We start from the raw sequence: 25,849 nt of genomic DNA on the forward strand, positions 1-25,849 counted from the left end.
ATGTTTCATCTGCCGCTTGCATCGCTTTTTCAGCTAAATCTTTGCTTGCTTTCGAAACGCGACCAATGACTTCTGTTTTCTTTGCAGGATTGTACGAAACGATTTTATCTTCTGTTGTAATGCGCTCACCACCAATAATTAGTGGGTAGTCTTGACCTAAGTAACCTTCAACTTTATTTAAAGCCTCTACATAAGCATTGTAGTTTGCCTCTTGTGAAAAATCTGTGAATGGTTCGTGTTTGTATGGAATCATACTTAATCCTCCCTTGTGAGATGTGTTTGGGTATGCAAAAAACATTGACGCAAAATATCTTTGCGTATAAAATATTCTTACACTTATTATAATGCAAAATTTCGTTGCATATTTCAAGTAAAAAATTTTTGAGGTGCACATTTTTATGAAAAATTCTGAACCTTTACTACCTTTTTATGAGTTTATTGCAACAAATGTATCCGTTGGTATTCATGCAGTAGACCTATCTGGTAAAACGATTATTTACAATACGAAAATGAAAGAAATTGAAGGGTTTCATTTTGATGAACTTGCGGATCGTTCCATTATTGAAATGTTTTCCTTCCGTCAACATGAAAGTACATTAATGCGTGTTCTACAAACAGGAAAAAAAGAAATTAATGTTAAACAATCCTACTGGAATAAAAATGGTCATGAAATTACAACAATCAATGATACTTTTCCACTTTTTGTTGAAGGCAAACTGATTGGCGCAATCGAATTTGCACGTGATATTACCTCACTGGAAAAGCTTGTTTATCAACCCCTTCGTCGTTACGATGAACCTTTAACATTTGATATGATTAAAGCTGATTCTGAATCCATGAAGCAGGTTATCGACAACGCTAAAAAAGCAGCTGCTGTAAAATTACCAGTATTATTAATTGGCGAATCTGGCACAGGGAAAGATTTAGTAGCAGAGGGAATTCACCACGCAGCTTCACCTGATCCTGATGCCTTTGTGACACTCGTTAGTCGCCGTTCAGCTCAATCGGTGCTCGATAAATTACAACAATTACTAGAAGAAGATAAGGATTACACCTTTTTCTTCGAACGTATCGATTTTTTGAGCTTAGACATTCAAGAGCAACTTTTAGATATACTACATTCACTTCCACAGTCCAAATATATGCTAATTGGCAGTGTGGGTAGTGATCCCATTACATTGATTGCCGAAAAGAAGCTGTCAAAATCGCTATATTATTTCTTTGCAACAATGGCTATTACTATTCCCAATTTAACGGATCGAAAAGAAGACATACTTCCATTTGTAGAAGATTATTTTAGTCGACATCGAGAACGATTTGCCTCACAAGTCACTGAACTTGCACCAGACGTACAGGAATTATTTTTACAATATGATTGGCCAGGAAATCTAAAAGAGCTTGAGCTGCTACTGGATGAAATTGTTTCATTTATGACAACGGAATCCACTGTTACTTCAGATTTATTACCATTACATTTCCGCTTCAAAGTGCAGCAGCAAGATACAAATAATCGTGAACCAGAATTTTTTATGTTCCATCAAAATAACAATGTCATGCCACTCGATGCCTATTTGCGTGAAGCCGAATCATATTATGTGCAAAATGTCTTAAATTTATATGAGGGCAATATTACAAAGGCAGCAAATGCACTTGGTATGAGCAGACAAAACCTACAATATCGAATCCGCAAAATAAAAAAACAATAGAAAAAACGAGGATACTTTCATTCGAAAGCATCCTCGTTTTTTTATTGACCAGATTGTTCAATCCAGTCCTGCAATTTATCTTTTAAGGAATTAAAACCATTTGCATCCGATTCATCTACACGGTCCTGCAATGATTTACGTGGTGGTGCGTCTTTTTTTCTTACTGTTGCTGGGCGATCCTGTAGCGCTCTCATCGATAAACTAATTTTTTCGGCCTCTTCATCGATTTCAAGAATTTTGACTTCAACTTCTTGCCCAACAGCTAAAAATTCACTAACGTCCTTCACAAAGCCGTATGTTATTTCCGAAATATGCACAAGGCCTTGCGTATTGTCATCTAGTGCAACAAATGCACCGTATGGTTGAATACCTGTAACTTTTCCGGTCAACACGTCTCCTAATTCATATTTTTTTACCATAACCTTTGCCCACTTTCTTTTGTTTGCTACGTATATATCGCTTAAATTATAACATACGTGTAAAAACGGGGCAAAAAATCATCTCATCAATCCATGATACCAATTATACGGTAAAAGCCATCTTCATTTTGAGATAATCTAAACAAAATCTGCTTGCCATACTCTTTTTGATGTTCTTCATCAAGTCGTACAGCCACCATTGGGTAATTTCCGTTGTATTGCGACATTTGGCTAATAATGGATAAGTTTTTTACTTTGTTTAAAAAATCAGACTCTATTTCTACATTTGATAGGATTACTTTCTCTTGCAATGATTCATCTCCAATAGAAATTGCATATAAATAAAGGGAAACCATATTTAAAGGACTGAGCTGATTAATAAATGGCTCAGGGTCACTTTTCAAATACTGATCATAAATTCTCTTAACTTGTGCAATCTCCGCATCATCGATGTCTACAATATTAAATTCTTCAACTGCCGTATCTTTCCTAACTTGCAAAATGGCCGTTGAAATATCTTGTATTGTCAGCCCTACTAACGTTTCTGAGTTATTATATTGGTGTAATTCATTTAAAATAGTTGCTGCATTCTTTGTCATTACCTCCCCATACTTTCCATTAGCGACTTTTTGTAAAAAATTCAGGTATTCTTTATTAACGATTCCCTTTTCAGCATACACTTGATAATTAGTGGATCCTTTCATTAGAGCTAACCAAGTATTTTCAAATACTGCCTTTAATTCCTTATAAGTAACATTCCCCGTATTGATATCAAACAGCAATGAACGCTCCATAATTTTTAAGGATTCAGCTGTTTCTTCTCGTGTATACCTCAAGCCTTCTTCTCCTACTAAAAATCCCTTTTGTAAAAACTCAAAGTAACCAAAAATATCAGGATGCATGTATTTTATAGGTTCAAAAGCAAATTCCCCATCGATGGGATTAGCTTTAAAATAATAGGAACCATCCACATCCAAATGAAGTTCCATATATTGCTTGTTTGCTGTTTCAATGATTGCTTTTAAATCTGATGGATACTGACTACGATCTATCTTTTTCTTTAAAAACTGTTCATAAGGTTCAAGTAAAGAATTAAAATACATTTCTATGTCATTAAGCGATTGCTTATATAAGTTAAAGATTCCATAAGATTCATTAAAGGATAATGGCCCGTATCCTTTGATTGTCTCTAAGGCTCGTCTCGGGGTCATTAATCCGTCTAGAATTTCCTTCTCCATTATTTGCAATTCCCAATCCTCCTTTATCGGACGTTCGTAACTCGTATAGAAGGCCAACATGGAATCTGCATTTTGAATATATGAAAAAGTATTCAGTTCTTCTACTGAAACTTTCAACTCCCTACTTATATCTTCTTTCACTCTCTTGTATTTCTTGGTGATTCGCTCTACCCATTTTTCATACGTCCCTATCGTGTTGTCATCATTTTCTTGGGAAATCTGTTTATCACTGTTATTGTATGTTTCAGGCTGTCCAATCATATATGAAGTTCCCAATAAACCCACTAATAACACGCTCGCAATACTTACAAACCAAACAACCGACTTTTGCCATCTGGAGGGGCGCTGATGACCTTTATTGATAATTTCAAAAGATAATTCCTTGGATATATCCTCTTCTTCAATTTGTTTAAAGACAGTATCAGGATCAAGCTTCGCTTCCATTCGTTCATAGGATTTTTTCAGTAGTGCCATACGTTGGTCAAATTGCTTATCATCCATTTTCAACACTCCCATCTTGCATTAATGCTGCCTTTAGCTTTTCCTTCGCTCGTAATAATCGCACTTTCACCGTCGATAACGAAATATTTAAAACCTCAGCGATTTCTTCGTATTTTAATTCGTGGAAATAAAACAACACGAGAGGATAACGGTATTTTTCGTCAAGTGCCTGAATAGCACCATGTAGATGCCTGTCCTCTTCAAACAAAAGAACATTCTCTTCAGCAGATGAATGAGTCTTTTGCTGTTGGGCCTGTAGCTTGTCCTCTTTAGCCTGCTGCCGTTTTTCCTTACGATAATAATCACGCGTAGCATTTAATGTGATTTTATAGAGCCACGTGGTAAATCGATCCTGTTTAAATTGGTGTAAAAAGCGATACAGTTTAACAAATACCTCCTGTGAAACATCAGCTAAATCATTTGTATGTACGCCACATTGAAAGGCAAACTTTTCAACGGTTTGCTGATGTATGCGGATAAGCTCGATATAGGCATCTTTATCTCCTTGCTGCGCCCTTGCTATTAGTTCAACCTCCGTCATAGCTACCCCCCCTTTTGATAATGAAACGAAGCATTCTACCTAATTGTTACATAATTTAAATGTCTTTCCTCACATGTCATCTCTCTATATTTTTACTCCTTCAAATGTCTTTCTTGCTATCATCAATTTTCTGATATTTGCTTGTGTTATGAGAATATTGAGGTAAAATAATACTTTAGTATAAGGAGGATTTATTCGTGTCATCGAGGGATCAATTTACAACAAAAATTGGGTTTATTTTAGCTGCCGCAGGAAGTGCTATAGGGTTAGGAGCTATTTGGAAATTCCCCTATATGGCGGGTACGAATGGCGGTAGTGTCTTTATTTTATTATTTATTTTATGTACTTTCTTTATTGGCTTACCCGTCCTCATTGCTGAGTTCATGATTGGTCGTCGAGGTCAAAAGGATGCCGTTACTTCCTTTAAGGAACAAGCGCCAGGAAAGCCATGGTATTTGATTGGCTGGGGCGGTATGGTAATCGCAGGCCTTATCCTATCATTCTACAGCGTTGTTGGTGGATGGATTTTAAGCTACTTGGGTCGTGCCTTTACATTTAAGCTAACGAATGCTGGCTCTGACATCAACTACGCTGATTTATTTGGCGATATTATTTCAAGCCCTTTTGAAGCAGTACTTGTACAGGGACTATTTATGTTATTGACAGTGGTCATTGTGTCAGCAGGTATTAAGGGCGGAATTGAAAAAGCTAGCACATGGATGATGCCTCTCCTCTTTATTTTCTTTATTGTCCTAGTTATTCGCTCTTTAACTTTAGACGGGGCTATGGAAGGCGTTAAATTTATGTTTGTACCTGATTGGTCCTATTTGAATGCTGAAACATTTTTAATGGCCTTAGGACAAGCATTCTTCTCACTAAGTGTAGGTATTGCGGTTATGATTACATATGCTTCCTATTTATCTAAAACAGAGAAGATTGGTAACTCTGCGATTAATGTAGCATCTATGAATATTATTATCTCTTTACTTGCAGGACTTGTTATTTTCCCAGCAGTATTTGCGCTTGGTTATACACCTGATCAAGGGCCAGGCTTAGTATTCATTATTTTGCCAGCTGTATTCGAGCAGTTACCTCTTGGTGGCTTATTCTTAATAATCTTCTTCATTCTATTGCTTTTTGCTACAGTCACTTCTTCCATTTCCATGTTAGAAATAGTCGTAGCAATCGCTATTGGTGATAAACCAGAAAAACGCAGAAAAATGGCTTGGATTGGTGGAATCATTATTTTCATCGTTGGTATTCCAAGTGCCCTTTCATTTGGTATATTAGCAGATGTAAAAATAGTAGATCGCTCTATTTTTGACTTTGTTGATTTTATGACTAATAGCATCGGTATGCCGATTGGAGCTATGTTGATTTCAATTTTTGCAGGTTATTATTATACAAGAGATATTTCACGTAAAGAATTAGCTGCGTCAAGCTTCATGTTTCATATTTGGTACATTTTAATTCGCTACGTCTCCCCACTCGCCATTCTTATTATTTTCATTCAGGGGATTTTGCCTTTATTTAAATAAGTCTTAGCCTCAAAGATGTATCAAAAAAGAGGTTGTCCATTGACAACCCCTTTTTTTATAAGGAATATGCAAAATATTTTAAATAATACATTTCGCTTCAAATTTAATGGCAATTAGTTTGTAAGAAATGGCTACACAATCTTCAAATGGAATCCATTGCTCAAACGAATGCTCATATGTTTCTTGAATAACTTTTGCAAGTGTTGATGGATCATCAATCCCTTGTAATGCTGCAACTACATCTGCTGTTTCTGTATCATAATGGTCTGGACCTAAGTGGAATGGATCCCACTCCTCTAGCAGATGGACAGCTGCTTGATTCATTTTTATATTTTCCAAAATACTCACCTATTATCCTTTGATCATACTCGTATGATACCATAGTAAAAAAAAAAGAAAAGAGTGATTTACTTGTCTATTTTTGATCAAACTATCAAACGTCGATGTACAAACTCTGTCAAATGGGACGCAATGGAAAAGGTTTATGGCCTAAACGATGCCTCAGATATCTTACCTATGTGGGTAGCCGATATGGATTTTGCGGCTCCAACAGCCGTTTCAAAGGCTCTACAACAACATGCCGAACATACTATTTTTGGCTATAGTTATATGAGTGAGGAAGCGATTCAATCCATTGTAGACTGGCAAAGTACTCGCCATGACTGGGACATTGAGAAAGAAGCCATCCTATTCTGTAATGGTGTGGTGGCTGCATTAGCTAACAGCGTTGTTGCCCTAACTAACCCTGGTGACAAAGTACTCATTTCACCACCAGTTTATCCGCCATTCTTTAACATACCAAAAAGTAATGGTCGTGAAGTTGTGAGCTGTCCATTAATTGAAAAAGATGGATTGTTTGTCTATGATTTTGAATCCTTCGAGAAGTCTTTAGCTCAAGATGTGAAAGCCTACATACTATGTAACCCGCATAATCCAGGAGGCTATGTATGGGATGAAGCTACTTTAAAGGAAATTGTACGACTTTGTGCTAAATATGATGTCATCATTATTTCTGATGAAATCCATGCTGATTTAATGATTAATGGGGATAAACATATTCCTTTAGCTAAAGTTGCAGGTGATGAAATTAATCGCATTGTTACGTGTATGGCTCCTACTAAAACATTTAACTTAGCAGGAATTCAAGTTTCATATATGATCGTAACAGATAAGGAAAAACGCTTGAAGCTAGAGGCCATCAATATGGCAAGTGGTCAAGGCTCATTAAATACATTTGCCTCTGTTGCCCTTCATGCAGCATACACAGAAGGGGCTCCTTGGTTACATGAATTACTTCCTTATATTTCTGCCAACATGGATTATGTGAAAACGGAGTTAGAGCAGATTCCAGGTATTCGTGTTACGATTCCTCAATCCACTTATTTAATCTGGATTGATTACCGAGAACTAGCGCTTGAAGAGAAGGAGATCATGAACCGCTTACTTGAAATCGGGAAGCTAGCTCTAGAACCAGGGACAAAATACGGAGAAGAAGGTCGTGGCTTCCTACGTATGAATGTTGCTTGTTCATTTGATACTGTGAAAGATGGAGTCGAGCGTTTTAAAAAGGTCTTTGCGCAATAAAATGATTGAAAGGATATCTCTCCCCTTAGAGCTATCCTTTTTCTATGTTTAAAAACAAAATTTTGTGGAAAAGGTTCTTATCAATCGGATTTATAAAGAGGTGATTTTACATGGACATTGTCCCATTAACGATTAAACGTGCTTATATGACATTCCTATTCCCCTTCGCCTATTCCGAAAAAAATCGTCAAAAAATCAGTGATATACTACTAAACGAGGGCTTTTTCTTTTTCACCTTACACAATACATCTCTTGAAGACGCTTTTTATGGTGATATGACGATTATACATGAGGAACTTGCCCAATTTTTCTATCCTTTTTTGGAGGATAAATTATTTCCAAACGAAATGAATAACCCTGACTTTATTCGTTTTTCGAAAGCTTTTTATACACAAGGCGCCTTACATCTTCAAGAAAGTCAAATCAAATATGATTACGAAGTGATGAGTATTGATGTGACACTATGTCCTTTTGGGAATGGGATTATAACAGTAAGAACAAATATTACAGATCAATCACATGATCTAAGTGATATTTTAAATTTTATCCACTATTTTAGAGTATTAGAGGCTAAACTAAGAGAGGAGAAAGGTGCAAGTCATCATTTTTCATTTGGTCATTGTTCTTCTACGAGTGAATTATTATTTAAGTATTTTATACCTTTTTTAAAACCTTTTCTATTACATCAACAAGACCATAGCTACGAAGGCTTACCTTTCTTTGAAGATGAGCGAATGTTTGCCTCAGCTTATTTAATGGCAGAGGAAGAAGCTAAAATTATACCTGAGCATTTATTTCGCTTAGGACAAGTAGACGGTAGGACACCTGCTGGCAAACCCTTTATTTCTAGCACTAATCCTTCATATATCTCTAATTATGTACAAGAGCATGCCCATAAACGCTGGGCTCCTAACAGTTATATTATCACCTCCTCACAAGCACAAATAACGATTACAAATAGGCCGTTTGCCAAATGTACACATAGTATTCAAGAATTTATGGGTACGCACTATTATAATTTGTTCATTCATTATTTTTATAAAATGATGCTCTTAAAGCTTTCCTATGAGTATAGTGAAATAAAGTGGGGCAAAGATAAACAGATTGTCAATGAACTAATCGAGCTGATTACAAAGTTTTCTGCACGCTATTATTTTGAAGAAGTTATCGTACGAACAGAAGGCAGAGAAATTGCTCAATTGCTACGAAAGTACTTCCGTATAGATGAACATTATGTAGAAACAAAAGAAACATTGAATAGTTTGTATCGAACACAGGAAGATCAATCCGATAATCGAAGTAATAATTTACTATTTATTTTAACAGTCTTTACTGTGGTATCGGGCATTTATGGGATGAACTTAGTCATTGAAGGGTGGAAAGATAGCAGTGATTTCGATAGCATCGGTAGTTATACACTCTTTGAATGGGTAGCCTTTATTACTGCATTGAGTGGGATTGGCTTGTCACTTGTACTGGTTTGTTTCACTGCCATCAAGGCCCTGCAAAATACTATTCGACGCTTTAAAAAAAATTGATACAATAAAAAAGAATCTGCTCGCCCTCTGTGGCAAGCAGATTCTTTTTATTAGACATTCTGTTGATTGTTTGTGTTTTTCTTTTCTGCTAAAATACGTGCTTCAATTTCTTTTGATTTTAATTCTTGTTTCTTAGAAATTTTTCTAAAAAGCGTAAACACGATAATACATAGAATAAGCATAATTAAAAATTCAAATGCTGCTGGAATATAACCTGATTTGTCTTCTGGGAAATATAAAAATTGATACATAAAGTTCTGCATGTTCTACACGTCCTTATACGTATTATTCAAAGACTGTAATTGACTCAATTTTCACATCTTCTAACGGTTTGTCACGGAAATCTTTTTCCACATCTGCAATTTTATCCACAATGTCCATACCTTCTACTACATGACCGAATACTGTGTGTTTATGGTCTAACCAAGGTGTACCACCGTTTTGAGCATAAGCTTCGATGATCTCTTCAGGGAAGCCCGCTCCTTGTAATTGACGAAGCATATCACTTGGAAGGTGCTTCATTTGTACAATAAAGAATTGAGAACCATTTGTGTTTGGTCCTGCATTTGCCATTGATAGCGCGCCACGTAGGTTAAACAATTGCTCTGAGAACTCATCTTCAAAGGAATTACCCCAAATTGATTCTCCGCCCATTCCAGTACCAGTTGGGTCGCCGCCTTGAATCATGAAGTCTTGAATAACACGGTGGAAAATAATGCCGTTATAGTAGCCTGATTTAGCATGACCTAAAAAATTCTCAACCGTTTTCGGTGCGTGCTCAGGGAATAATTTAATTTTGATAGCACCTAATGTTGTGTTCATTTCTACAAGCACTTCGCCTGCTTGTACGTCTGTTGTTAACTGTGGAAACATGGAAGTCTCTCCTTTAATGATAAATTTCAGTTTCAATGAAAAAGATGCCCTTGCACCTTTTCTGACCTCATTTTAGTCTAACATACTTCCTACTGGTTTTCTCCCTCTAAGTATTGACGATTTTTGCACTTTTACTATTCATGTTTAAAACTATGTAAATAGGTCTGAGCGAGTATTTGGAATCAATCCAAAATATGTTATTCTGATGAAGGATTTATAGAAAGAGTGGAGGCACACATGAAAAAGGCTTTTGGTTTTTTTATTATAGCTCTATCCCTTCCTGCTTTATGGTGGATTAGCTCAAACATTAAAACAGAAATCAATATTGCACAAGCACATGAGGAACAAATGACTAATGCAATACATTTACCCGAGGTAGAGGCCCAACTACCTGTTACCCTTATTGATCGAAATGGGCAAACATTTAGTGAGGAATATGTCGAATGGCGGCAGCCACTAAGTTTACAAGAAATTCCACAAATTGCCCAGGAAATATTCATTACTAGTGAGGATGCTGATTTTTATACGCATATTGGCTTTGATTTAAGTGCTATTATTCGTGCAGTTGTAGCCAATTCAAATAGCAACACAACCTCTCAAGGAGGTAGTACAATTACGCAGCAGCTTGTCCGGATGCGTTATTTATCTGAGGAAAAAACATATGAACGGAAATTAACAGAGCTTTTTTATGCCTATGAATTAGAAAAAGAATTTGATAAAGAAGCCATTTTAACGATGTACCTAAATGAGTCCTATTTCAGCAATCAAGTTTATGGCATTGGCGGAGCAGCCACCTATTATTTTCAAAAGCCACTCCAAGAATTATCCATAGCTGAAATAGCTTTCATTGCTGCCATCCCAAATAACCCTTCCCTTTATAATCCTTTAAAGAATTATGATCAAACTAAAGCAAGGCAGGAGCGTTTGTTAGATACCCTTGCAGCAAATGAAGCTATTACAGAGGAAGAGGCAAAAAACTATAAGGCTGATCCCATTACATTAAATGTGAAAGATAAAATTCAAAGTTATCCAATGTATAGCACTTATGTTCTTCAAGAGCTAAAATGGCTTATTGCAGAAAAAGAAGGTTATGCGGATCGACTAAGCTTAACAGAGAATGAGGAAGAAAAGAAAAAAATTAAAGCACAATTAGACAATCGACTCAATACATTATTTCAAAATGGACTCATCATTCACACAGCGCTTGATCCTACTAAACAGCAGCATGATGAGGAAAAAATGTCAGCTATTTTAGGTACTAGCCCATTCCAAGCAGCAGGTGCAGCCATTGAAAACCAATCAAGAGAAATAGTCAGTCTGTATGCAGGAAAGAATTATGAAAAATTTGATTTCCATCGTGCATTCCAAGGAACACGTCAGCCAGGTTCAGCTTTTAAGCCTCTGGCAGTCTATGCACCATTCTTCGAAACAACATCTCATACACCTGATTCGATTGTCAATGGTGGGCGTTATTGTGTGGGCTCGTTTTGCCCACAAAACTATGGGGGCTATACGTATGGTGATGTGTCAATTCGTACTGCTTTTCGACATAGCTATAATACATCTGCACTTCGTCTCTTTCAAACCGTTGGCGTCGAGACAGCCTTTCATTATCTTAATCGCTTTCACTTCCGCTCGATTGTAGAGAAAGATTATAATTATTCTGCATCATTAGGAGGATTAACCTATGGTGTAACAGCATTAGAACTAGCAGATGCTTATACTAGCTTTATTGATGGCTCTTATGTACTTGCTCATAGTATTCGCAAAGTCACAGCATTAGATGGAACAGAGCTTTATAGTTGGGATACACAGCGTGATCAAATTTGGTCTCCGAAAACAGTAAAATACATGCGTGAACTTCTTGCAGATGTTGTAGCAAACGGTACGGGTCAAGGTGTCTATAGTAACAGCAGCTACGTTGGTGCAAAAACAGGGACAACGAATGACTATCGTGACTACTGGCTTGCTGGACTCAATAATGAATATACTGCTGCTGTATGGCTAGGGTATGATAAACCTCAATCGATGCAGCAATTAGAAGAGTACAAAATCCATCACCAATTATTTAATGTTTTGCTTGAGTAGTGAAACATGCAAAAGGTAGTAGTCTCAATCGACTACTACCTTTTCAACGTGTTAAAAAACAAAACCATCCATAAAATTTTTATGAAAGGTGTAAATGGTTTTCCGTTTCAGGCTACTTGCTTTCCTGTGGGCGAGCATCAAAAGCCTTCTACTCTAACCCTTAAAAAGGTTAGCTTTTTAGCAACAGTTTTCAAATAAAGTGAAAGTGTTCACTATTCTCTATGGAGGGTGGGTCTCACTCATCGCTTCTCAACATTGAAAATAAGAGCCTATCCTCTCTCTAATTATACAAAAAACGGGTTATTTTGTTTATGCAGCTAGTAAAAATAAGGAAAAGGCAATTTTGCACCTGGTTGATTGGAGAGGAGCCAGCTTCACTCCTAGGGATTTAGCGTCACAGATGGGACGCTGGCGGAAAGGAAATCAATCCCTCGCTTTTTCTACTATTAACATCACCATTTTAATAGTATGTATTAATTTGCAAACGGCAGACTTGCCAAAATGCCATTATATAGCTTTAATACGACATAAACAACTAATGTTAAAAGAATCGTCCACATAAAAAGTTCAAAGATTAATAGACCGATTGTGCCGCCCATTGATATAAAATGACTCATTTTATAAATCAGATAAACAAAGTAGGTAAATATCGTTATGACAAAAATACCTATTAAAACATAAATAAATTGGATGGCAAATGCAGAACACATAGCACCTACAAATAAAATAATATAGCCACCTCGAGCCTGACTAACTGTGGCTCCTTCGTTGTCCTTTGAAAAGAACAGCATTCCTACCTCATGAATGGTTTCGCCTACAAGTTTAAGGGCAGAAAATAACATAAAAAAAACAATGGCAAAGACGATGAGAAGAAATACACGTAATTCAAAATCTGATAAAAACTCTCGCATTCCTGAATATACACCGATGGCTTGAAAAATCTGTAATGATTTACCAACAGCATACATCCCAAATGTCAAACTAAACAATAAAATTGTAATTAATGGTAGATAACCATAGATATATGGGTTCTTCATAAAAAATTTTTTTCCTCTATTTTTATTGATAACTTCCTATTTATAATATAACGAAAATTCTCCAACGACCGCAAGCTAAATCCCAATAGTACATATGCATTCCCAATTAAAGTACGTTATAATTGATTTACTTACCTGCATAAAGGAGGGTTTTTTTGTTACAAGTACTTTATATTTTTATTCCAATGCTTGTTGCAATATTAGTGCCATTTTTATATAAACGCATGAATAATATTCACACAGGTTGGTTTGTTCTTGCTGTACCTGTTACGCTTGCTGTTATTTATGCAACATATATTGCTCAAGTTGCTAAAGGTGAAGTATTTACTGCAGAGCTACCTTGGATTCCATCGCTTGATATTTCCATCATCTCATATTTAGATGGACTTAGCTTATTATTCTCATTACTCATTACTGGAATTGGCTCGTTAGTTGTGCTTTACTCCATTTTTTACTTAGATAAACATAAAGAAAAATTACATAACTTTTATGTTTACCTACTGTTATTTATGTCAGCCATGCTGGGAGTAGTACAGTCAGATCATTTAATTACACTCTATTTCTTCTGGGAGCTAACATCCATATCATCATTTTTACTCATCGGCTATTGGTATAATCGGGATGCCTCACGCTTCGGCGCATTAAAGTCTATGATGATTACAGTTGGCGGCGGCTTAATGATGCTAGGTGGCTTCGTTCTTCTTTATTTAATGGGAGGAACCTATTCTATTCGAGAATTGATTGTCATGGCACCAAATTTAGTAGATCAGCCTTTATTCACTTGGTCACTTGTCCTATTACTCTTGGGAGCATTTACAAAATCCGCGCAATTCCCATTCTACATTTGGTTACCAGATGCCATGGAGGCGCCAACACCAGTAAGTGCATACCTTCACTCAGCAACAATGGTCAAAGCAGGTATCTATTTAGTTGCACGATTTACGCCGATTTTTGCAGCCTCTGAGCTTTGGGTGTGGCTTGTAACAGGTGTAGGTATCTTAACTTTATTCTGGGGTTCCTTCTTTGCAGTGAAGCAAACTGATTTAAAAGGCATTCTAGCATTCTCTACAGTCAGTCAGCTTGGGCTTATTATGTCACTACTTGGGGCAAGTGCTGTTGCTTTTCATGCAAATGGCTCAGTCGATACCATTAAGTTTGCTGCATTTGCTGCCATTTTCCACCTTATTAATCATGCCACATTTAAAGGTAGTCTCTTCATGATTGCAGGCATTGTGGATCATGAAACAGGAACTAGAGATATTCGTAAACTCGGTGGCTTAATGAGTATTATGCCAATTAGTTTTACCGTGGCTGCAATAGGAAGTTTATCAATGGCTGGTCTTCCGCCATTTAATGGCTTCTTAAGTAAAGAAATGTTTTTAACAGCCATGCTTGCACTTCAGAAGTTTGAATTATTTGGCTTTGAAACATGGGGAGCACTCTTCCCTATTGTTGCGTGGATTGCTAGTATTTTTACATTTATCTATAGCTTCTATTTTGTTTTCCGAACATTTAATGGGAATTACAAACCAGAGCAGTTACCTCATAAACCACATGAGGCGCCGATTGGTATGCTAATTTCACCTATTCTTTTAGGGACTTTAGTTGTGACAATCTTCTTTATTCCAAACATTATCGGTAATATCTTTGTAAAACCAGCCGTTCAAGCGATACAGCCATTTTTGTATGATTCGCCTCAAGCTGTTGATATTCATGTATCAGCTTGGCATGGTAAGATCACTCCTGAGCTACTGATGACTATTGGAATTATAATTGTAGGGGTATTGTTATTTGTTGCCTTACCAAAATGGCAAGGGATGTATCAACGATTCCCGCAAGCGTTAACATTAAACAATGCCTATGACAAAATCATGCAGGGATTAGATGTTGGCTTAAATCGTATATCTCGACGCTATATGACAGGTTCTATGCGTCACTATTTACTCTATATGTTTAGCGGAATTACTATTATTGTTATCGGCTCTCTATTCGTGAAAGATGCATTTAATATTTCATTCCAAGGAGCCTCACCAATTAATCTATACGAAATTATCTTGATCATTGTCTTATTAATTGGTACTGGCATCACCATCTTGGCAAAATCGCGATTAACGGCCATTATTGGGCTTGGTACTGTTGGCTATACAGTCGCCTTATTCTTTGTCATTTTTAACGCACCTGATTTAGCGCTGACCCAGCTCGTTATTGAAACGATTTCAGTTGCACTATTTTTATTAGCATTTTACCATCTACCTAAGCTTGGTAAACGAGAGGAGCGAATGAGGTTCCAGTTAAATCGTGCCATTGTTTCAGTTGCAGTTGGTGTGATGGTAACACTTGTTGCGCTATCAGCTCATTCTCAAAAACTAATTCCCTCTATTGCTAAGTACTACGAGGAAACCGTCTATTCATTAGCTGGTGGTGGAAATATTGTAAACGTAATTTTAGTAGACTATCGTGGTTTCGATACATTGTTTGAAATTACAGTACTCGGCATAGCTGGCATGGGCATCTTAGCTATGATTAAGTTACGTATGAATAGAAAGGAGAACACTCATGAAAACAAATGATGTGATAATACAATTTACAGCTAAAATTGTATTTTTCATTATTTTCTTCTTCTCCATTCATATTTTTTTAGCTGGTCACTATACGCCTGGTGGAGGCTTTGTTGGGGGGCTGTTAACATCAAGTGCACTTGTTCTTTTAGTGTTAGCCTATGATATCAACACAGTCCGCCATATTCTACCTATTAATTACACGTATTTAACAGCCATTGGCTTACTATTAGCCCTTGCTACTGCGGCATACCCAATGTTTGTGGGCAAACCGTTTTTCACACATTTCTTTGATTATTTCGATTTACCGCTTCTAGGCAAACAGTCATTACACACGGCTATGCTTTTTGATAGCGGGGTCTATTTGGTTGTTGTCGGCGTTACGATGACCATTATTCAAACGATTGGAGAGGATGAATAATGGAAATAATTATGGCCTTTGTGATCGGCTTTCTCTTTATGGCAGCGGTCTATTTAATCTTATCAAAAAGTTTATTGCGCATTATTATTGGAACAGGTCTGTTAAGTCATGGTGCTCATCTACTCATCTTAACAATGGGTGGTCTTGGTGGTGAAGCTCCACCCGTCTTAAACGAAGGAGCCAAAACATTTGCTGATCCCTTACCCCAAGCACTTATTTTAACTGCAATTGTTATAAGCTTTGGGGTGACAGCATTCTTCCTTGTACTTGCCTACCGTTCCTATCAAGAGCTTAACACGGATGATATTAGCTTAATGAGAGGAAGTGATGAGGATGAATAACTTCCTACTATTACCCATTATCATCCCGTTTTTCTTCGGTATGATTTTAATGTTTGGACAAAAAAATCTAACTTATCAGCGATCATTTTCATTACTTGGGATTGGACTAGCCCTCCTCTCTGCCCTCTCTCTGCTTTTAACAGTGAAAGAAGATGGTATTCAAAAGGTCACATTTGGAAATTGGCCTGTTCCTTACGGTATTACAATGGTATCTGATATGGTGTCTGCATTGCTCGTTACAACGACATTGCTCATTGCGCTATTTGTTGTTTGGTATGGCTTCGGTTCCATCACGAAGGAACGCGAACGCTTCTTTTATTACCCTGGTATTATGTTTATTTTAACTGGGGTCAATGGTGCCTTTACAACAGGAGATATTTTTAACTTATTTGTGTTCTTTGAAGTATTGTTAATGGCTTCCTATTTACTCATTGTTTTAGGTGGTGAGAAGGGGCAACTGAAAGGGTCTATTAAATATATTTTAATCAATGTTATTTCTTCGGCCTTATTTGTCATAACCGTTGCCTATTTATATTCTGTAGTAGGAACATTAAACATGGCTGATATTGCGGTAAAAATTGCTGAAATTAATCAACCAGGAATTATTACTGTTATTGCAGTACTATTTTTAATGGTATTTGGACTTAAAGCAGCTATTTTCCCATTATATTTTTGGCTTCCTACTTCGTATGCAGCAGCACCGATACCTGTCTTAACTCTATTCGGCGCACTGCTCACAAAGGTTGGGGTATATGCCATTACACGTACCTATACACTATTTTTTGTACATGATTTATCCTATACGCATGATTTACTAATGGCATTAGCTATTGCAACAATTGTGGCTGGTTGTATTGGGGCGCTCGCTTATTTTGATGTAAAGCTCATTATTATCTATAACATTGTCATTGCAGTAGGTGTCATTTTATTTGGTGTCTCTCAAATGAATGAGGCTTCTTTAAAAGGAGCTATGTTTTATTTAATTCACGATATGCTAATTAAGGCAGCACTCTTTATGTTAATCGGCATTGTCATCTACATTACTGGTACATCTGACTTGCGTAAAATGGGTGGACTTATGAAAAAATACCCTGCACTGGGTTGGTGTTATTTAATAGCAGCGTTTGGCTTAGCTGGAATTCCACCACTTAGCGGGTTTGTTGGAAAGCTGTTAATTGTTCAGGGAGGCTTTGAGGCTGGAAGTATGTGGAGCAGTATTTTCATTTTAGCATCTTCATTGCTTGTTTTACTATCCGTGATTCGTATTTTCCTTTATGCCTTTTGGGGTGAGGAAAAAGAAACACAAGGTACCGTCGACAAATCTACCTATAAAATGCTGTTTATGCCTACTGCCTTTTTAGTACTTATTACAGTCGCATATGGTGTGGGTTCTGAATGGATTACGCCATTTATGGATGATGCTGCAAAACTATTAAATGATCCATCTATCTATATAGATGCTGTGATGAAGGAGGATTAGCACTATGGCATTTCAAATGATTTTAAATTTTGTACTTGCCTTTGTCTGGATGTTCCTTTCCTCTAATTACACAGCAACTGGTTTTATCATAGGATTCATAATGGGCATACTTTTACTTATTCTCATGCGGAGGTTTTTCAAGTCTCGTCTTTATGTCTATCGATTATGGGCTCTGCTAAAATTAACGTTGTTGTTCTTTAAAGAATTAATTTTAGCAAATGTTCAAGTGTTGAAAGTAGTGTTGAAGCCTAAACTGGACATGCAACCAGCCTTTTTTGCTTATCCAACTGTTTTAACACAAGACTGGGAAATTACGTTATTATCAAGTCTTATTACTTTAACACCAGGAACAGTGGTAGTGCATGTTTCGGATGATGCGAAAACATTGTATGTACATGCCATTGATATTAACGATGTGGATGAAGCCATTGCTTCCATTCGAGATTCATTTGAAAAAGCGATTTTGGAGGTGAGTAAATCATGACAACATTTATTATTGCTGTAATCGTAGTGATTTGCTTATCAATGATAGCGGTCATTTATCGAATGGTAAAAGGTCCTTCCTCATCCGATCGTGTTGTAGCTTTGGATTCACTAGGTGTTTCACTCATTTCCCTAATCGGACTATTTTCGATTTTAGTGGAAACAAGCTTCTTTCTTGAAATCATTTTATTGCTAGCAATTTTATCGTTTATCGGTACGATGGCTTTCTCTAAATTCATAGAGAAAGGAGATATCATCAAACGTGACAATTCTCGCTAATAGCTTAGTTATCTTTTTCATTACTGTTGGAGTACTCTTTATTGTCGTGACAGCTATCGGACTTGTCCGCTTACCCGATTTGTATACACGTGCACATGCCGCTTCAAAAAGTGCAACACTTGGCGTCATGTGTGTACTAATTGGTGTATTCTTTCACTTTTGGCTGATTGAAGATCATTTCAACCCTCGTATTTTACTGGGGATACTCTTCCTCTTTATTACTGGTCCTGTTGGTGGACACATTATGACGCGTTCTTCCTATATTGCTGGTGTTAAGCCATGGAAAGGTACCGTACGTGATGAACTAGGTCCTGAAATTGACAGAATGAAAAAGGAACAAGGTGTAAAATAAACGTAAAAATCTGCCCGATTACTAAATCGAGCAGATTTTTTTAGTTAAATATATCCCTTGGCAGTTAAAATATTTGTCAGTTGCTCCACACATTCTTCTATGGAATGCTGTTCTGTATCCAAAATAACTTCTGGGTTAATTGGTTCTTCATATGGAGCGCTAATCCCTGTAAAATTAGTAATTTCAGCATTCCTTGCTTTTTTATACAAACCTTTAGGATCTCTTTTTTCACATGTTTCTACTGAACACTTTACATAGACCTCTAAAAATTCACCATCCTCTACAAGTTCACGGACTACCTGACGATCTTCGCGATAAGGTGAAATAAAAGCCGTTAGCACAATTTGACCGCTCTCTATAAATAACTTTGAGACTTCACCTATTCGACGAATATTTTCTTTGCGCCCTACCTCATCGAATCCTAAGTCACTATTTAAGCCATGACGCACATTATCACCATCTAATACGAAGGCTTGATTGCTCCTTTCAAATAATCGACGGGCAAATGCATTGGCCACTGATGATTTCCCTGAAGCAGATAAACCCGTAAACCATAAAATAAAGCTTTGATGTTTATTTTTTGAACGGCGTTCTTCTTTTGTAATGGAGGCTTCATGCCAAACAATGTTTGAACTCATTTCACTACCTCCTTACTCATACCTTTAATTAAAATGTCTACGACTTCTTTACGACTGAATGTACTTGGTGGTACTTCTCCATTTCGTAGCATCTCACGTACCTTCGTTCCTGATAGAATGACATGGGCAGAGCTATCATGTGGACACGTCTTTGTCGTCGCCATGCCTTCACATTGCTGGCAATAAAAGCTATGCTCAAATTTCAGTGGGACAATTCCTAATTCATCTTCAGTAAACTGCTCAAAAATCTTTTGTGCATCATATGTGCCATAATAATCACCAACACCTGCATGATCACGACCAACAATAAAATGCGTACAGCCATAATTTTTTCTAACAAGTGCATGAAAAATAGCTTCCCTTGGTCCTGCATACCGCATAGCGGCTGGGAAAATACCTAATTGTACACGACTTTCAGGATAATAGTTTTCTAATAAAACCTCATAGCTCTCCATACGTATAGCAGCTGACACATCATCTGACTTTGTTTCTCCAACAAGTGGATTTAGAAATAACCCATCAATCGTTTCAAGTGCTGCCTTTTGAATATATTCATGCGCCCTATGGACTGGATTACGTGTTTGGAAGCCAACAATAGTTTTCCATCCCTTGTCAGCAAATAATTGTCGCGTTTCTATTGGGTCAAATGAATAAGCAGGGAACTTTTGTGTAAGACGTTTAATTAACGTAATTTTTCCTCCAACATAAATGGCAGGACGATCAAAAAGTTTTTGAACGCCCGGATGTGCTAAATCCTCTGTTCCATAGACAAGTAAAGCCTCTTTTCGTTTATTCGGCTCATAAATATCTGCTACTTCAATAACGCCATATACTTCATCACCATAAACCAGCTTCACCTCGTCACCAGGCTGTAAAATGGACGCTTTCTCTTTTGTAACAGGTAATGTAATCGGAATACTCCATACTACACCTGATGCTAAACGACTTTGTGCCACGACTGACTCATAGTCTACTTGTGTTAAAAAACCTTCAATTGGGCTATACCCCCCTATAGCAATTAGCTCTAAATCACTCAACGAAATTGCATCCAACTCAATTTCCTTATGAATAGTTGTGATTTTTTTTTCCGGATTAAATGCTTGCACAAGTAGTCCACCATGTGGTTGTAGACTCATAAAAATCTCCTCCTAATTCTAGTTAAATACTAAGTTTTATAGTCAAAAGATAGTGATGATATGATTCAATTTAAATGCCTTCCCCTGCATCATAGATAGACTGCTCTTCTTCACGCATCGTACGCATCAGACTAATGACCCCTAGCGTCCCAACAATAATGCTGCCATTTAAAATAATGGCATAAAGGTCTTTTTCTAAAAATAACTGCACTAAAAAATAAGAAATGACTAATGAAAAGATGGGTGATACAACCCAAATACGTATAATTTTTTTCACTATATGCTTATGGAAGATTTGCTTTCCGTTTTTCGCCATCCCCATACCAATGATGGAAGAAGAAGTGACTTGTGTTAAGGGTACTGGAAGCCCAAAAATTGAGCTTACGCCAACAAGCAGTGCACCTGTACTTGAAATGAGAATGCCCTCTGCCTTTTGAAAGCGCACTATTTTTTTACCGTTTGTTTCAAGCACTCGTTTACCAAGTAGCAGAGCACCTATTGCGACAAATGCACCGCCAAGCACAATGCCCGTTGTCACATCCATCATTCCTGCTCCCACCAACGGCCCAACTGCATTGGCAACATTATTCATCCCCGCTGAAAATGCTTCGAAAAATCCTGCTAAAACGAGAAGAACAGTTAAAATTGGTCGATCTTTCAGCAACCCTGTGTTTTGTAACTTATATAATAACTTTCCACAGACAAGAGCAATGACAAAGGCAACAAGCGGTACAATCACCCAAAATGATATAATGACAAGCAGCGAATTGACGAATAGTACTTTATAGGCAATTCCTACACCCACGACAGCACCCACTGTTACTTCACTCGTTGATAAGGGAATGCCTAAAAGATTGGCGAAAAATAACGAGCTTGTCGCAGAAATCAAGATAATGATAACAACCTTTACCGTAATATATTCCTGGGGCATAATGCCTGAGCTTATCGTTTTAACTACCTCTCCTCCGCCTAATACAGCTCCACTGTAGACGCCTATCGCGCATAAAAGCAATGCTTGCCACGCTTTTTTGATGGCACCTGCCCCATAAGCAACACCCATTGAGGCTGCTGCACCACTTGCTCCTATGTTCATCGCAAAAAATAAACTAATAGCTATTGCAAAATATTCAAGCATGGCAGAACTCCTTTATTCATGTAACCCGCACTCGGTTTTACCAGAGCCTTGCCATCTACCTGAACGTAAATCCTCCATTGTAAATGCTGGTTTCGTACAATGCTCACAGCCGATGCTTGGATAGCCTTGATCGTGTAACGGATTATATGGCAAACTGTACTTTGAAACATAACGCCAGACATCCTTCCAAGTCCAATGAATCAATGGACAAACTTTAATCGATTTAAATTTATCGTCACGATTTAAAAAGTTTGTTTGTTGACGTGTTGGTGATTGCTCACGACGTAAACCTGATATCCAAGCCTTTTTACCTGATAAGGCTTCGTGTAAAGGTTTTATCTTACGAATATCACAGCACTTATTTGGGTTGGTTTTCCATAGTTCGTCACCATGTTGTGTCGCTTGTTGCTCAAGTGTAAGGGTTGGCTTTTTCATGACAATGTTGAGTTGTGGATATTTTTCTTTGACTTTATGAATGGTTTCATATGTTTCTTTAAAGTGTACATCTGTATCTAAAAATACAATCGTAGCGTTAGGCTTTACCTTTGAAATGAGATCAATTAAGACAATGCCCTCAATACCAAAGCTACATGCATAGACGATTTCATCTCCATATTCTTGATAGCTCCACTGTAAAACCTCTAGTGCAGCCTTATACATATCATCAACCTGAAAATCAATGATCGGTTCTTGCCAATTTTCGTAAGTTAACATCGAATCCCCCTCATAGCAAAAAAGGCGTTTTAACAAAAGACATAGGAAAAACAGGTCTTTGTTAAAACGCCTCTAGTTTGACTAGCCAGCTCTATATTTAATGATTGTTCACTAGTAGTTGTTACCTCGTACTACAATCATTCTTCTTATTACCAAATATATACTAAAGTACACCAAGCAGTCAACTAGGTTTTTTAAATATCTTTTCCATACACCCATTTTTTTTGCTCTTTGCTGCATATGATGAGTGGTATCTAAGGACACTTTTATTAATTTTCAAAATAAATAATCTTTTTTATAATTCCTTGTTGACTAATAGGAAATATATGTTTAATGTATTACTAAAGCTTTGACCTAAAAAAAAACGCTGATCAGAGGATCTGAAGGCCATCTACCCAATGTTGTCATGTCATTGTGGGTGATGGCTTTTTGCATTCTTAAGACAGAAAAGGGGCGGATTTACTATGAAAAAAAAGAGCTATGTTCTCCAATCATTGGCATTATTAACTATTCTAACGCTTAGTTTAACTGGCTGTGGAAGTGCTAACTCAGATGAAAAAGCAAGCGGTCAGGAAGACAAGAAGTCTGTAGAGCTACTAAATGTTTCCTATGATCCAACACGGGAGCTTTACGATGAGTTCAACAAAGATTTTATAAAAAAATGGAAGGATGATACTGGCCAAGACGTCACAATCAATCAATCACATGGTGGATCTGGCAAACAGGGGCGTGCAGTGATTGATGGTCTTGAAGCCGACGTTGTGACACTCGCACTCGCTTACGATATTGATGAAATTGCTCAAACGCGTGAGCTGCTGAATAAAGATTGGCAAACCGAATTTGATCATAATTCGACTCCCTATACATCTACAATTGTTTTTTTAGTTCGCAAGGGCAATCCAAAAAACATACAAGATTGGGATGATTTGATTCAAGATGATGTAGCTGTCATTACACCTAATCCCAAAACCTCTGGAGGTGCACGTTGGAACTACCTAGCTGCTTGGGCTTATGCCGGAAAGTTATATAACAATGATGAGACAAAAATAAAAGAATTTATGAAATCACTTTACAGCAATGTAGAAGTACTTGATTCTGGCGCTCGTGGAGCTACAACAACATTCGTAGAACGTAAAATTGGAGATGTCTTAATTGCGTGGGAAAATGAAGCATACCTCTCTCTTAATGAATTAGGTAAGGATGAATTTGAAATCATCACGCCTTCATTAAGTATTTTAGCAGAGCCACCAGTTGCAATTGTAGACAAAATCGTAGATAAAAAAGGGACACGTGAAGTCGCTGAAGCTTACTTACAGCATTTATATAGTGATACAGGGCAAGAAATTGCGGCGAAAAATTATTATCGACCACGTAGTGAAACGATTCTAGCAAAGTATAAAGATCAATTCCCTCAGCTTGAACTTGTTTCCATCGATGATTTTGGTGGTTGGTCACAAGCACAAGCAACCCATTTTAAAGATGGTGGTACCTTTGATGAAATATACGTACCACAATAAGGAGCGTTTTGATGAGCAGTTTAATCATTCCTAAAAAATCGCGTCGAATTATTCCAGGCTTTCATTTATCTCTTGGTTATACAATGCTTTACGTAAGTTTACTAGTGTTACTACCACTTTCCATGATTTTCATTCATACCATGTCCTTAAGCTGGTCAGCATTTATCGATATCATTACAGATCCCCGTGCTGTTGCTTCCTACAAAGTGAGCTTCAGCACTGCACTGATTGCAGGCTTACTAAATGTTTTTTTCGGTACGACTATGGCATGGGTTCTCGTTCGCTATCAATTTCCCTTTAAACGAATCATTGATGGGCTTGTAGACTTACCTTTTGCATTGCCTACTGCTGTCGCTGGAATTGCTTTAACATCTCTTTATGCACCCAATGGTTGGATTGGTCAATTTTTTGATTTTAAAATTGCCTTTACACCTCTTGGCATCATTATTGCTTTAACCTTTATCGGGCTACCATTTGTTGTACGAACGGTCCAGCCCGTTTTACAAAATATCAGTGCTGAGGTGGAGGAAGCTTCGGCAAGCCTTGGAGCCAATCGTTTACAAACCTTCCGTAAAGTCATCTTACCAGAGCTAGTACCAGCAATTTTAACTGGCTTTTCCTTGGCCTTTGCGCGCGCTTTAGGTGAATATGGCTCGGTTGTTTTTATTGCAGGAAATATGCCGATGAAAACGGAAATTACGCCGTTAATTATTATGACAAAGCTTGAGCAATATGATTATGCGGGGGCAACTGCCATAGCTGTTGTCATGCTTGTGACATCCTTTATTTTGTTGTTCACCATTAACTTGATACAATGGCTAGCCAATCGTCGGTTTGTACATTAGGAGGTACTATATGGAACAATCAACTTTTATTCAGCAGGCTAGTACAGGAAAAAGGAAAGCAGCTACACAGACTGCTGCCTTACAGGAGCCTCGTATTATTCGCTATACGTTAATATTTATTGCCTTAGCTTTTTTAGCTTTCTTTATCGTACTACCTTTAGTATCTATTTTTATTACAGCCTTTCAAAAAGGATCCGATGTTTACTTTGCTGCGATTACACATCCAGATGCATTAGCTGCTATTAAGCTTACATTAATCGTCGTAGCCATTACTGTACCCCTCAATGCGATCTTTGGCGTAATGGCTGCCTGGGCACTTACAAAGTTTAATTTTAAGGGGAAAAATCTATTACTTACTATGGTAGATTTACCTTTTGCAGTTTCACCTGTTATCGCAGGTTTAGTGTTTATTTTATTGTTTGGCTCACAGGGACTATTTGGTGAATGGTTGTTTGCACATGATATTAAAATTGTTTTTGCACTACCTGGCATTGTCCTTGCCACAATTTTCGTCACATTGCCCTTTGTTGCACGTGAATTAATACCGCTGATGCAAACCCAAGGTATATCTGAGGAAGAAGCGTCCATTTCATTGGGGGCAAGTGGCTTTAAAACCTTTTGGTATGTCACTTTACCCAATATTAAATGGGGACTATTCTATGGTTTGATTTTATGTAATGCACGAGCCATCGGAGAATTCGGGGCTGTGTCTGTGGTATCTGGTCATATCCGTGGCATGACAAATACGATGCCCCTTCATATTGAAATTCTCTATAATGAATATCAATTTGCAGCAGCCTTTGCAGTTGCTTCCTTAATGAGCGTAATGGCCATCTTTACATTAATTGTGAAAGACATTATTGCTTGGAAATCAAAATCTAGTTAAA

General features: G+C 37.3%; 26 protein-coding genes and 1 pseudogene. 15 read left to right on the forward strand and 12 right to left on the reverse strand.

The genetic code is table 11. From position 1 onward, the window contains the following. Positions 1-253: pseudogene (locus tag NY607_RS19925) on the reverse strand (L-glutamate gamma-semialdehyde dehydrogenase); the annotation flags it as partial. 145 nt (positions 254-398) lie between these two features. Here NY607_RS19925 and NY607_RS19930 point away from each other — a divergent pair. Beyond that, positions 399-1,706 (forward strand): AAA-type ATPase lid domain-containing protein, encoded by a 1,308-nt coding sequence (locus NY607_RS19930; RefSeq protein WP_237898546.1) that lies wholly within the window; start codon positions 399-401, stop codon positions 1,704-1,706. A gap of 41 nt (positions 1,707-1,747) precedes the next feature. Here NY607_RS19930 and yugI read toward each other — a convergent pair whose 3' ends face one another. From yugI to NY607_RS19945, 3 genes are all read right to left on the reverse strand, one after another. Then, positions 1,748-2,125, reverse strand: a complete 378-nt coding sequence (yugI, locus tag NY607_RS19935) for a S1 domain-containing post-transcriptional regulator GSP13 (RefSeq protein ID WP_004228409.1) — start codon at positions 2,123-2,125, stop codon at positions 1,748-1,750. A gap of 86 nt (positions 2,126-2,211) precedes the next feature. Next, entirely contained in the window at positions 2,212-3,864 is a 1,653-nt protein-coding gene (locus NY607_RS19940; protein WP_237898547.1) for a hypothetical protein, read from the reverse strand. Next, on the reverse strand, positions 3,857-4,405 hold the full coding sequence (locus NY607_RS19945; protein WP_237898549.1) for an RNA polymerase sigma factor: 549 nt from the start codon (positions 4,403-4,405) through the stop codon (positions 3,857-3,859). The genes NY607_RS19940 and NY607_RS19945 overlap by 8 nt, the downstream gene beginning before the upstream one ends. A gap of 197 nt (positions 4,406-4,602) precedes the next feature. On the opposite strand from NY607_RS19945, the gene NY607_RS19950 reads away from it, so the two are divergent. After that, complete coding sequence (locus NY607_RS19950; protein WP_259420252.1) at positions 4,603-5,943, forward strand: sodium-dependent transporter; 1,341 nt, start codon at positions 4,603-4,605, stop codon at positions 5,941-5,943. A gap of 78 nt (positions 5,944-6,021) precedes the next feature. On the opposite strand, the gene NY607_RS19955 is transcribed toward NY607_RS19950, so the two are convergent. Continuing rightward, positions 6,022-6,282 carry a DUF1871 family protein gene (locus tag NY607_RS19955; RefSeq protein ID WP_004228396.1) on the reverse strand — a complete coding sequence of 87 codons (261 nt, stop codon included), beginning with the start codon at positions 6,280-6,282 and terminating at the stop codon, positions 6,022-6,024. A 72-nt stretch (positions 6,283-6,354) separates the two neighbouring features. Here NY607_RS19955 and NY607_RS19960 point away from each other — a divergent pair, with 72 nt between their 5' ends. Both NY607_RS19960 and NY607_RS19965 read left to right on the forward strand, forming a co-directional pair. Next, positions 6,355-7,527, forward strand: a complete 1,173-nt coding sequence (locus NY607_RS19960; protein WP_259420253.1) for a MalY/PatB family protein — start codon at positions 6,355-6,357, stop codon at positions 7,525-7,527. 110 nt (positions 7,528-7,637) lie between these two features. Then, positions 7,638-9,065, forward strand: coding sequence for a magnesium transporter CorA family protein (locus NY607_RS19965; protein ID WP_259420254.1), 1,428 nt, complete (start codon positions 7,638-7,640; stop codon positions 9,063-9,065). 50 nt (positions 9,066-9,115) lie between these two features. Here NY607_RS19965 and NY607_RS19970 read toward each other — a convergent pair whose 3' ends face one another. Continuing rightward, positions 9,116-9,328 (reverse strand): hypothetical protein, encoded by a 213-nt coding sequence (locus tag NY607_RS19970; protein ID WP_066038174.1) that lies wholly within the window; start codon positions 9,326-9,328, stop codon positions 9,116-9,118. A gap of 22 nt (positions 9,329-9,350) precedes the next feature. After that, positions 9,351-9,938 carry a peptidylprolyl isomerase gene (locus tag NY607_RS19975; protein WP_004228389.1) on the reverse strand — a complete coding sequence of 196 codons (588 nt, stop codon included), beginning with the start codon at positions 9,936-9,938 and terminating at the stop codon, positions 9,351-9,353. Between the two features lie 237 nt (positions 9,939-10,175). Here NY607_RS19975 and NY607_RS19980 point away from each other — a divergent pair, with 237 nt between their 5' ends. Then, entirely contained in the window at positions 10,176-12,026 is a 1,851-nt protein-coding gene (locus NY607_RS19980) for a transglycosylase domain-containing protein (protein ID WP_259420255.1), read from the forward strand. A gap of 473 nt (positions 12,027-12,499) precedes the next feature. Here NY607_RS19980 and NY607_RS19985 read toward each other — a convergent pair whose 3' ends face one another. Further along, positions 12,500-13,063: a DUF5366 family protein gene (locus NY607_RS19985; protein WP_131522560.1), complete on the reverse strand. Its 564-nt coding sequence runs from the start codon at positions 13,061-13,063 to the stop codon at positions 12,500-12,502. A 155-nt stretch (positions 13,064-13,218) separates the two neighbouring features. On the opposite strand from NY607_RS19985, the gene NY607_RS19990 reads away from it, so the two are divergent. From NY607_RS19990 to mnhG, 7 genes are read left to right on the forward strand one after another with little or no spacing between them, the layout of a single operon-like run. Next, a complete protein-coding gene (locus NY607_RS19990) occupies positions 13,219-15,633 on the forward strand; it encodes a Na+/H+ antiporter subunit A (RefSeq protein ID WP_131522559.1) in 2,415 nt (804 codons plus the stop codon). Further along, the gene (locus tag NY607_RS19995; protein ID WP_004228380.1) at positions 15,620-16,042 is read left to right on the forward strand and encodes a Na(+)/H(+) antiporter subunit B; all 423 of its coding nucleotides are present in this window, start codon (positions 15,620-15,622) and stop codon (positions 16,040-16,042) included. Before NY607_RS19990 ends, NY607_RS19995 begins: the two co-directional genes overlap by 14 nt. Next, positions 16,042-16,383 carry a Na(+)/H(+) antiporter subunit C gene (locus NY607_RS20000; protein WP_004228379.1) on the forward strand — a complete coding sequence of 114 codons (342 nt, stop codon included), beginning with the start codon at positions 16,042-16,044 and terminating at the stop codon, positions 16,381-16,383. Before NY607_RS19995 ends, NY607_RS20000 begins: the two co-directional genes overlap by 1 nt. Beyond that, on the forward strand, positions 16,376-17,863 hold the full coding sequence (locus NY607_RS20005) for a Na+/H+ antiporter subunit D (RefSeq protein WP_281115513.1): 1,488 nt from the start codon (positions 16,376-16,378) through the stop codon (positions 17,861-17,863). The genes NY607_RS20000 and NY607_RS20005 overlap by 8 nt, the downstream gene beginning before the upstream one ends. A gap of 4 nt (positions 17,864-17,867) precedes the next feature. Further along, on the forward strand, positions 17,868-18,347 hold the full coding sequence (locus NY607_RS20010; protein ID WP_131522557.1) for a Na+/H+ antiporter subunit E: 480 nt from the start codon (positions 17,868-17,870) through the stop codon (positions 18,345-18,347). After that, positions 18,344-18,625: a Na(+)/H(+) antiporter subunit F1 gene (locus NY607_RS20015; RefSeq protein WP_131522556.1), complete on the forward strand. Its 282-nt coding sequence runs from the start codon at positions 18,344-18,346 to the stop codon at positions 18,623-18,625. Before NY607_RS20010 ends, NY607_RS20015 begins: the two co-directional genes overlap by 4 nt. Further along, the gene (gene mnhG, locus NY607_RS20020; protein ID WP_004228373.1) at positions 18,609-18,977 is read left to right on the forward strand and encodes a monovalent cation/H(+) antiporter subunit G; all 369 of its coding nucleotides are present in this window, start codon (positions 18,609-18,611) and stop codon (positions 18,975-18,977) included. Before NY607_RS20015 ends, mnhG begins: the two co-directional genes overlap by 17 nt. A gap of 44 nt (positions 18,978-19,021) precedes the next feature. On the opposite strand, the gene cysC is transcribed toward mnhG, so the two are convergent. The 4 genes from cysC to NY607_RS20040 form a co-directional block, all read right to left on the reverse strand. Next, positions 19,022-19,615: an adenylyl-sulfate kinase gene (gene cysC, locus NY607_RS20025; protein ID WP_259420256.1), complete on the reverse strand. Its 594-nt coding sequence runs from the start codon at positions 19,613-19,615 to the stop codon at positions 19,022-19,024. After that, entirely contained in the window at positions 19,612-20,751 is a 1,140-nt protein-coding gene (gene sat / locus NY607_RS20030) for a sulfate adenylyltransferase (protein WP_259420257.1), read from the reverse strand. The genes cysC and sat overlap by 4 nt, the downstream gene beginning before the upstream one ends. A gap of 70 nt (positions 20,752-20,821) precedes the next feature. Further along, positions 20,822-21,886 carry a sulfate permease gene (locus NY607_RS20035; protein ID WP_048394449.1) on the reverse strand — a complete coding sequence of 355 codons (1,065 nt, stop codon included), beginning with the start codon at positions 21,884-21,886 and terminating at the stop codon, positions 20,822-20,824. Positions 21,887-21,898: 12 nt separating this feature from the next. Next, positions 21,899-22,600 (reverse strand): phosphoadenylyl-sulfate reductase, encoded by a 702-nt coding sequence (locus tag NY607_RS20040; protein WP_131522551.1) that lies wholly within the window; start codon positions 22,598-22,600, stop codon positions 21,899-21,901. A gap of 464 nt (positions 22,601-23,064) precedes the next feature. On the opposite strand from NY607_RS20040, the gene NY607_RS20045 reads away from it, so the two are divergent. Genes NY607_RS20045 through cysW form a run of 3 tightly spaced genes read left to right on the forward strand, consistent with a single transcriptional unit; the run spans position 23,065 to position 25,848 of the window. Next, the gene (locus tag NY607_RS20045; RefSeq protein ID WP_131522550.1) at positions 23,065-24,117 is read left to right on the forward strand and encodes a sulfate ABC transporter substrate-binding protein; all 1,053 of its coding nucleotides are present in this window, start codon (positions 23,065-23,067) and stop codon (positions 24,115-24,117) included. An 11-nt stretch (positions 24,118-24,128) separates the two neighbouring features. Beyond that, positions 24,129-24,962: a sulfate ABC transporter permease subunit CysT gene (gene cysT / locus NY607_RS20050; protein WP_131522549.1), complete on the forward strand. Its 834-nt coding sequence runs from the start codon at positions 24,129-24,131 to the stop codon at positions 24,960-24,962. A 10-nt stretch (positions 24,963-24,972) separates the two neighbouring features. Then, positions 24,973-25,848: a sulfate ABC transporter permease subunit CysW gene (gene cysW, locus NY607_RS20055; RefSeq protein ID WP_048394442.1), complete on the forward strand. Its 876-nt coding sequence runs from the start codon at positions 24,973-24,975 to the stop codon at positions 25,846-25,848. Position 25,849: the final 1 nt, after the last annotated feature.

This window comes from Lysinibacillus sp. A4 (assembly GCF_024919535.1).
Lineage (GTDB): Bacteria > Bacillota > Bacilli > Bacillales_A > Planococcaceae > Lysinibacillus > Lysinibacillus capsici.

Excerpts from the sequence above, each read along its gene's own strand:
- NY607_RS19930 (WP_237898546.1), top strand. The coding sequence starts at position 399 with ATGAAAAATTCTGAACCTTTACTACCTTTTTATGAGTTTATTGCAACA.
- yugI (WP_004228409.1), bottom strand. The coding sequence starts at position 2,125 with ATGGTAAAAAAATATGAATTAGGAGACGTGTTGACCGGAAAAGTTACA.
- NY607_RS19940 (WP_237898547.1), bottom strand. The coding sequence starts at position 3,864 with ATGGATGATAAGCAATTTGACCAACGTATGGCACTACTGAAAAAATCC.
- NY607_RS19945 (WP_237898549.1), bottom strand. The coding sequence starts at position 4,405 with ATGACGGAGGTTGAACTAATAGCAAGGGCGCAGCAAGGAGATAAAGAT.
- NY607_RS19965 (WP_259420254.1), top strand. The coding sequence starts at position 7,638 with ATGGACATTGTCCCATTAACGATTAAACGTGCTTATATGACATTCCTA.
- NY607_RS19970 (WP_066038174.1), bottom strand. The coding sequence starts at position 9,328 with ATGCAGAACTTTATGTATCAATTTTTATATTTCCCAGAAGACAAATCA.
- NY607_RS19975 (WP_004228389.1), bottom strand. The coding sequence starts at position 9,938 with ATGTTTCCACAGTTAACAACAGACGTACAAGCAGGCGAAGTGCTTGTA.
- NY607_RS19980 (WP_259420255.1), top strand. The coding sequence starts at position 10,176 with ATGAAAAAGGCTTTTGGTTTTTTTATTATAGCTCTATCCCTTCCTGCT.
- NY607_RS19985 (WP_131522560.1), bottom strand. The coding sequence starts at position 13,063 with ATGAAGAACCCATATATCTATGGTTATCTACCATTAATTACAATTTTA.
- NY607_RS19995 (WP_004228380.1), top strand. The coding sequence starts at position 15,620 with ATGAAAACAAATGATGTGATAATACAATTTACAGCTAAAATTGTATTT.
- NY607_RS20000 (WP_004228379.1), top strand. The coding sequence starts at position 16,042 with ATGGAAATAATTATGGCCTTTGTGATCGGCTTTCTCTTTATGGCAGCG.
- NY607_RS20005 (WP_281115513.1), top strand. The coding sequence starts at position 16,376 with ATGAATAACTTCCTACTATTACCCATTATCATCCCGTTTTTCTTCGGT.
- NY607_RS20010 (WP_131522557.1), top strand. The coding sequence starts at position 17,868 with ATGGCATTTCAAATGATTTTAAATTTTGTACTTGCCTTTGTCTGGATG.
- NY607_RS20015 (WP_131522556.1), top strand. The coding sequence starts at position 18,344 with ATGACAACATTTATTATTGCTGTAATCGTAGTGATTTGCTTATCAATG.
- cysC (WP_259420256.1), bottom strand. The coding sequence starts at position 19,615 with ATGAGTTCAAACATTGTTTGGCATGAAGCCTCCATTACAAAAGAAGAA.
- sat (WP_259420257.1), bottom strand. The coding sequence starts at position 20,751 with ATGAGTCTACAACCACATGGTGGACTACTTGTGCAAGCATTTAATCCG.
- NY607_RS20035 (WP_048394449.1), bottom strand. The coding sequence starts at position 21,886 with ATGCTTGAATATTTTGCAATAGCTATTAGTTTATTTTTTGCGATGAAC.
- NY607_RS20040 (WP_131522551.1), bottom strand. The coding sequence starts at position 22,600 with ATGTTAACTTACGAAAATTGGCAAGAACCGATCATTGATTTTCAGGTT.
- NY607_RS20045 (WP_131522550.1), top strand. The coding sequence starts at position 23,065 with ATGAAAAAAAAGAGCTATGTTCTCCAATCATTGGCATTATTAACTATT.
- cysT (WP_131522549.1), top strand. The coding sequence starts at position 24,129 with ATGAGCAGTTTAATCATTCCTAAAAAATCGCGTCGAATTATTCCAGGC.
- cysW (WP_048394442.1), top strand. The coding sequence starts at position 24,973 with ATGGAACAATCAACTTTTATTCAGCAGGCTAGTACAGGAAAAAGGAAA.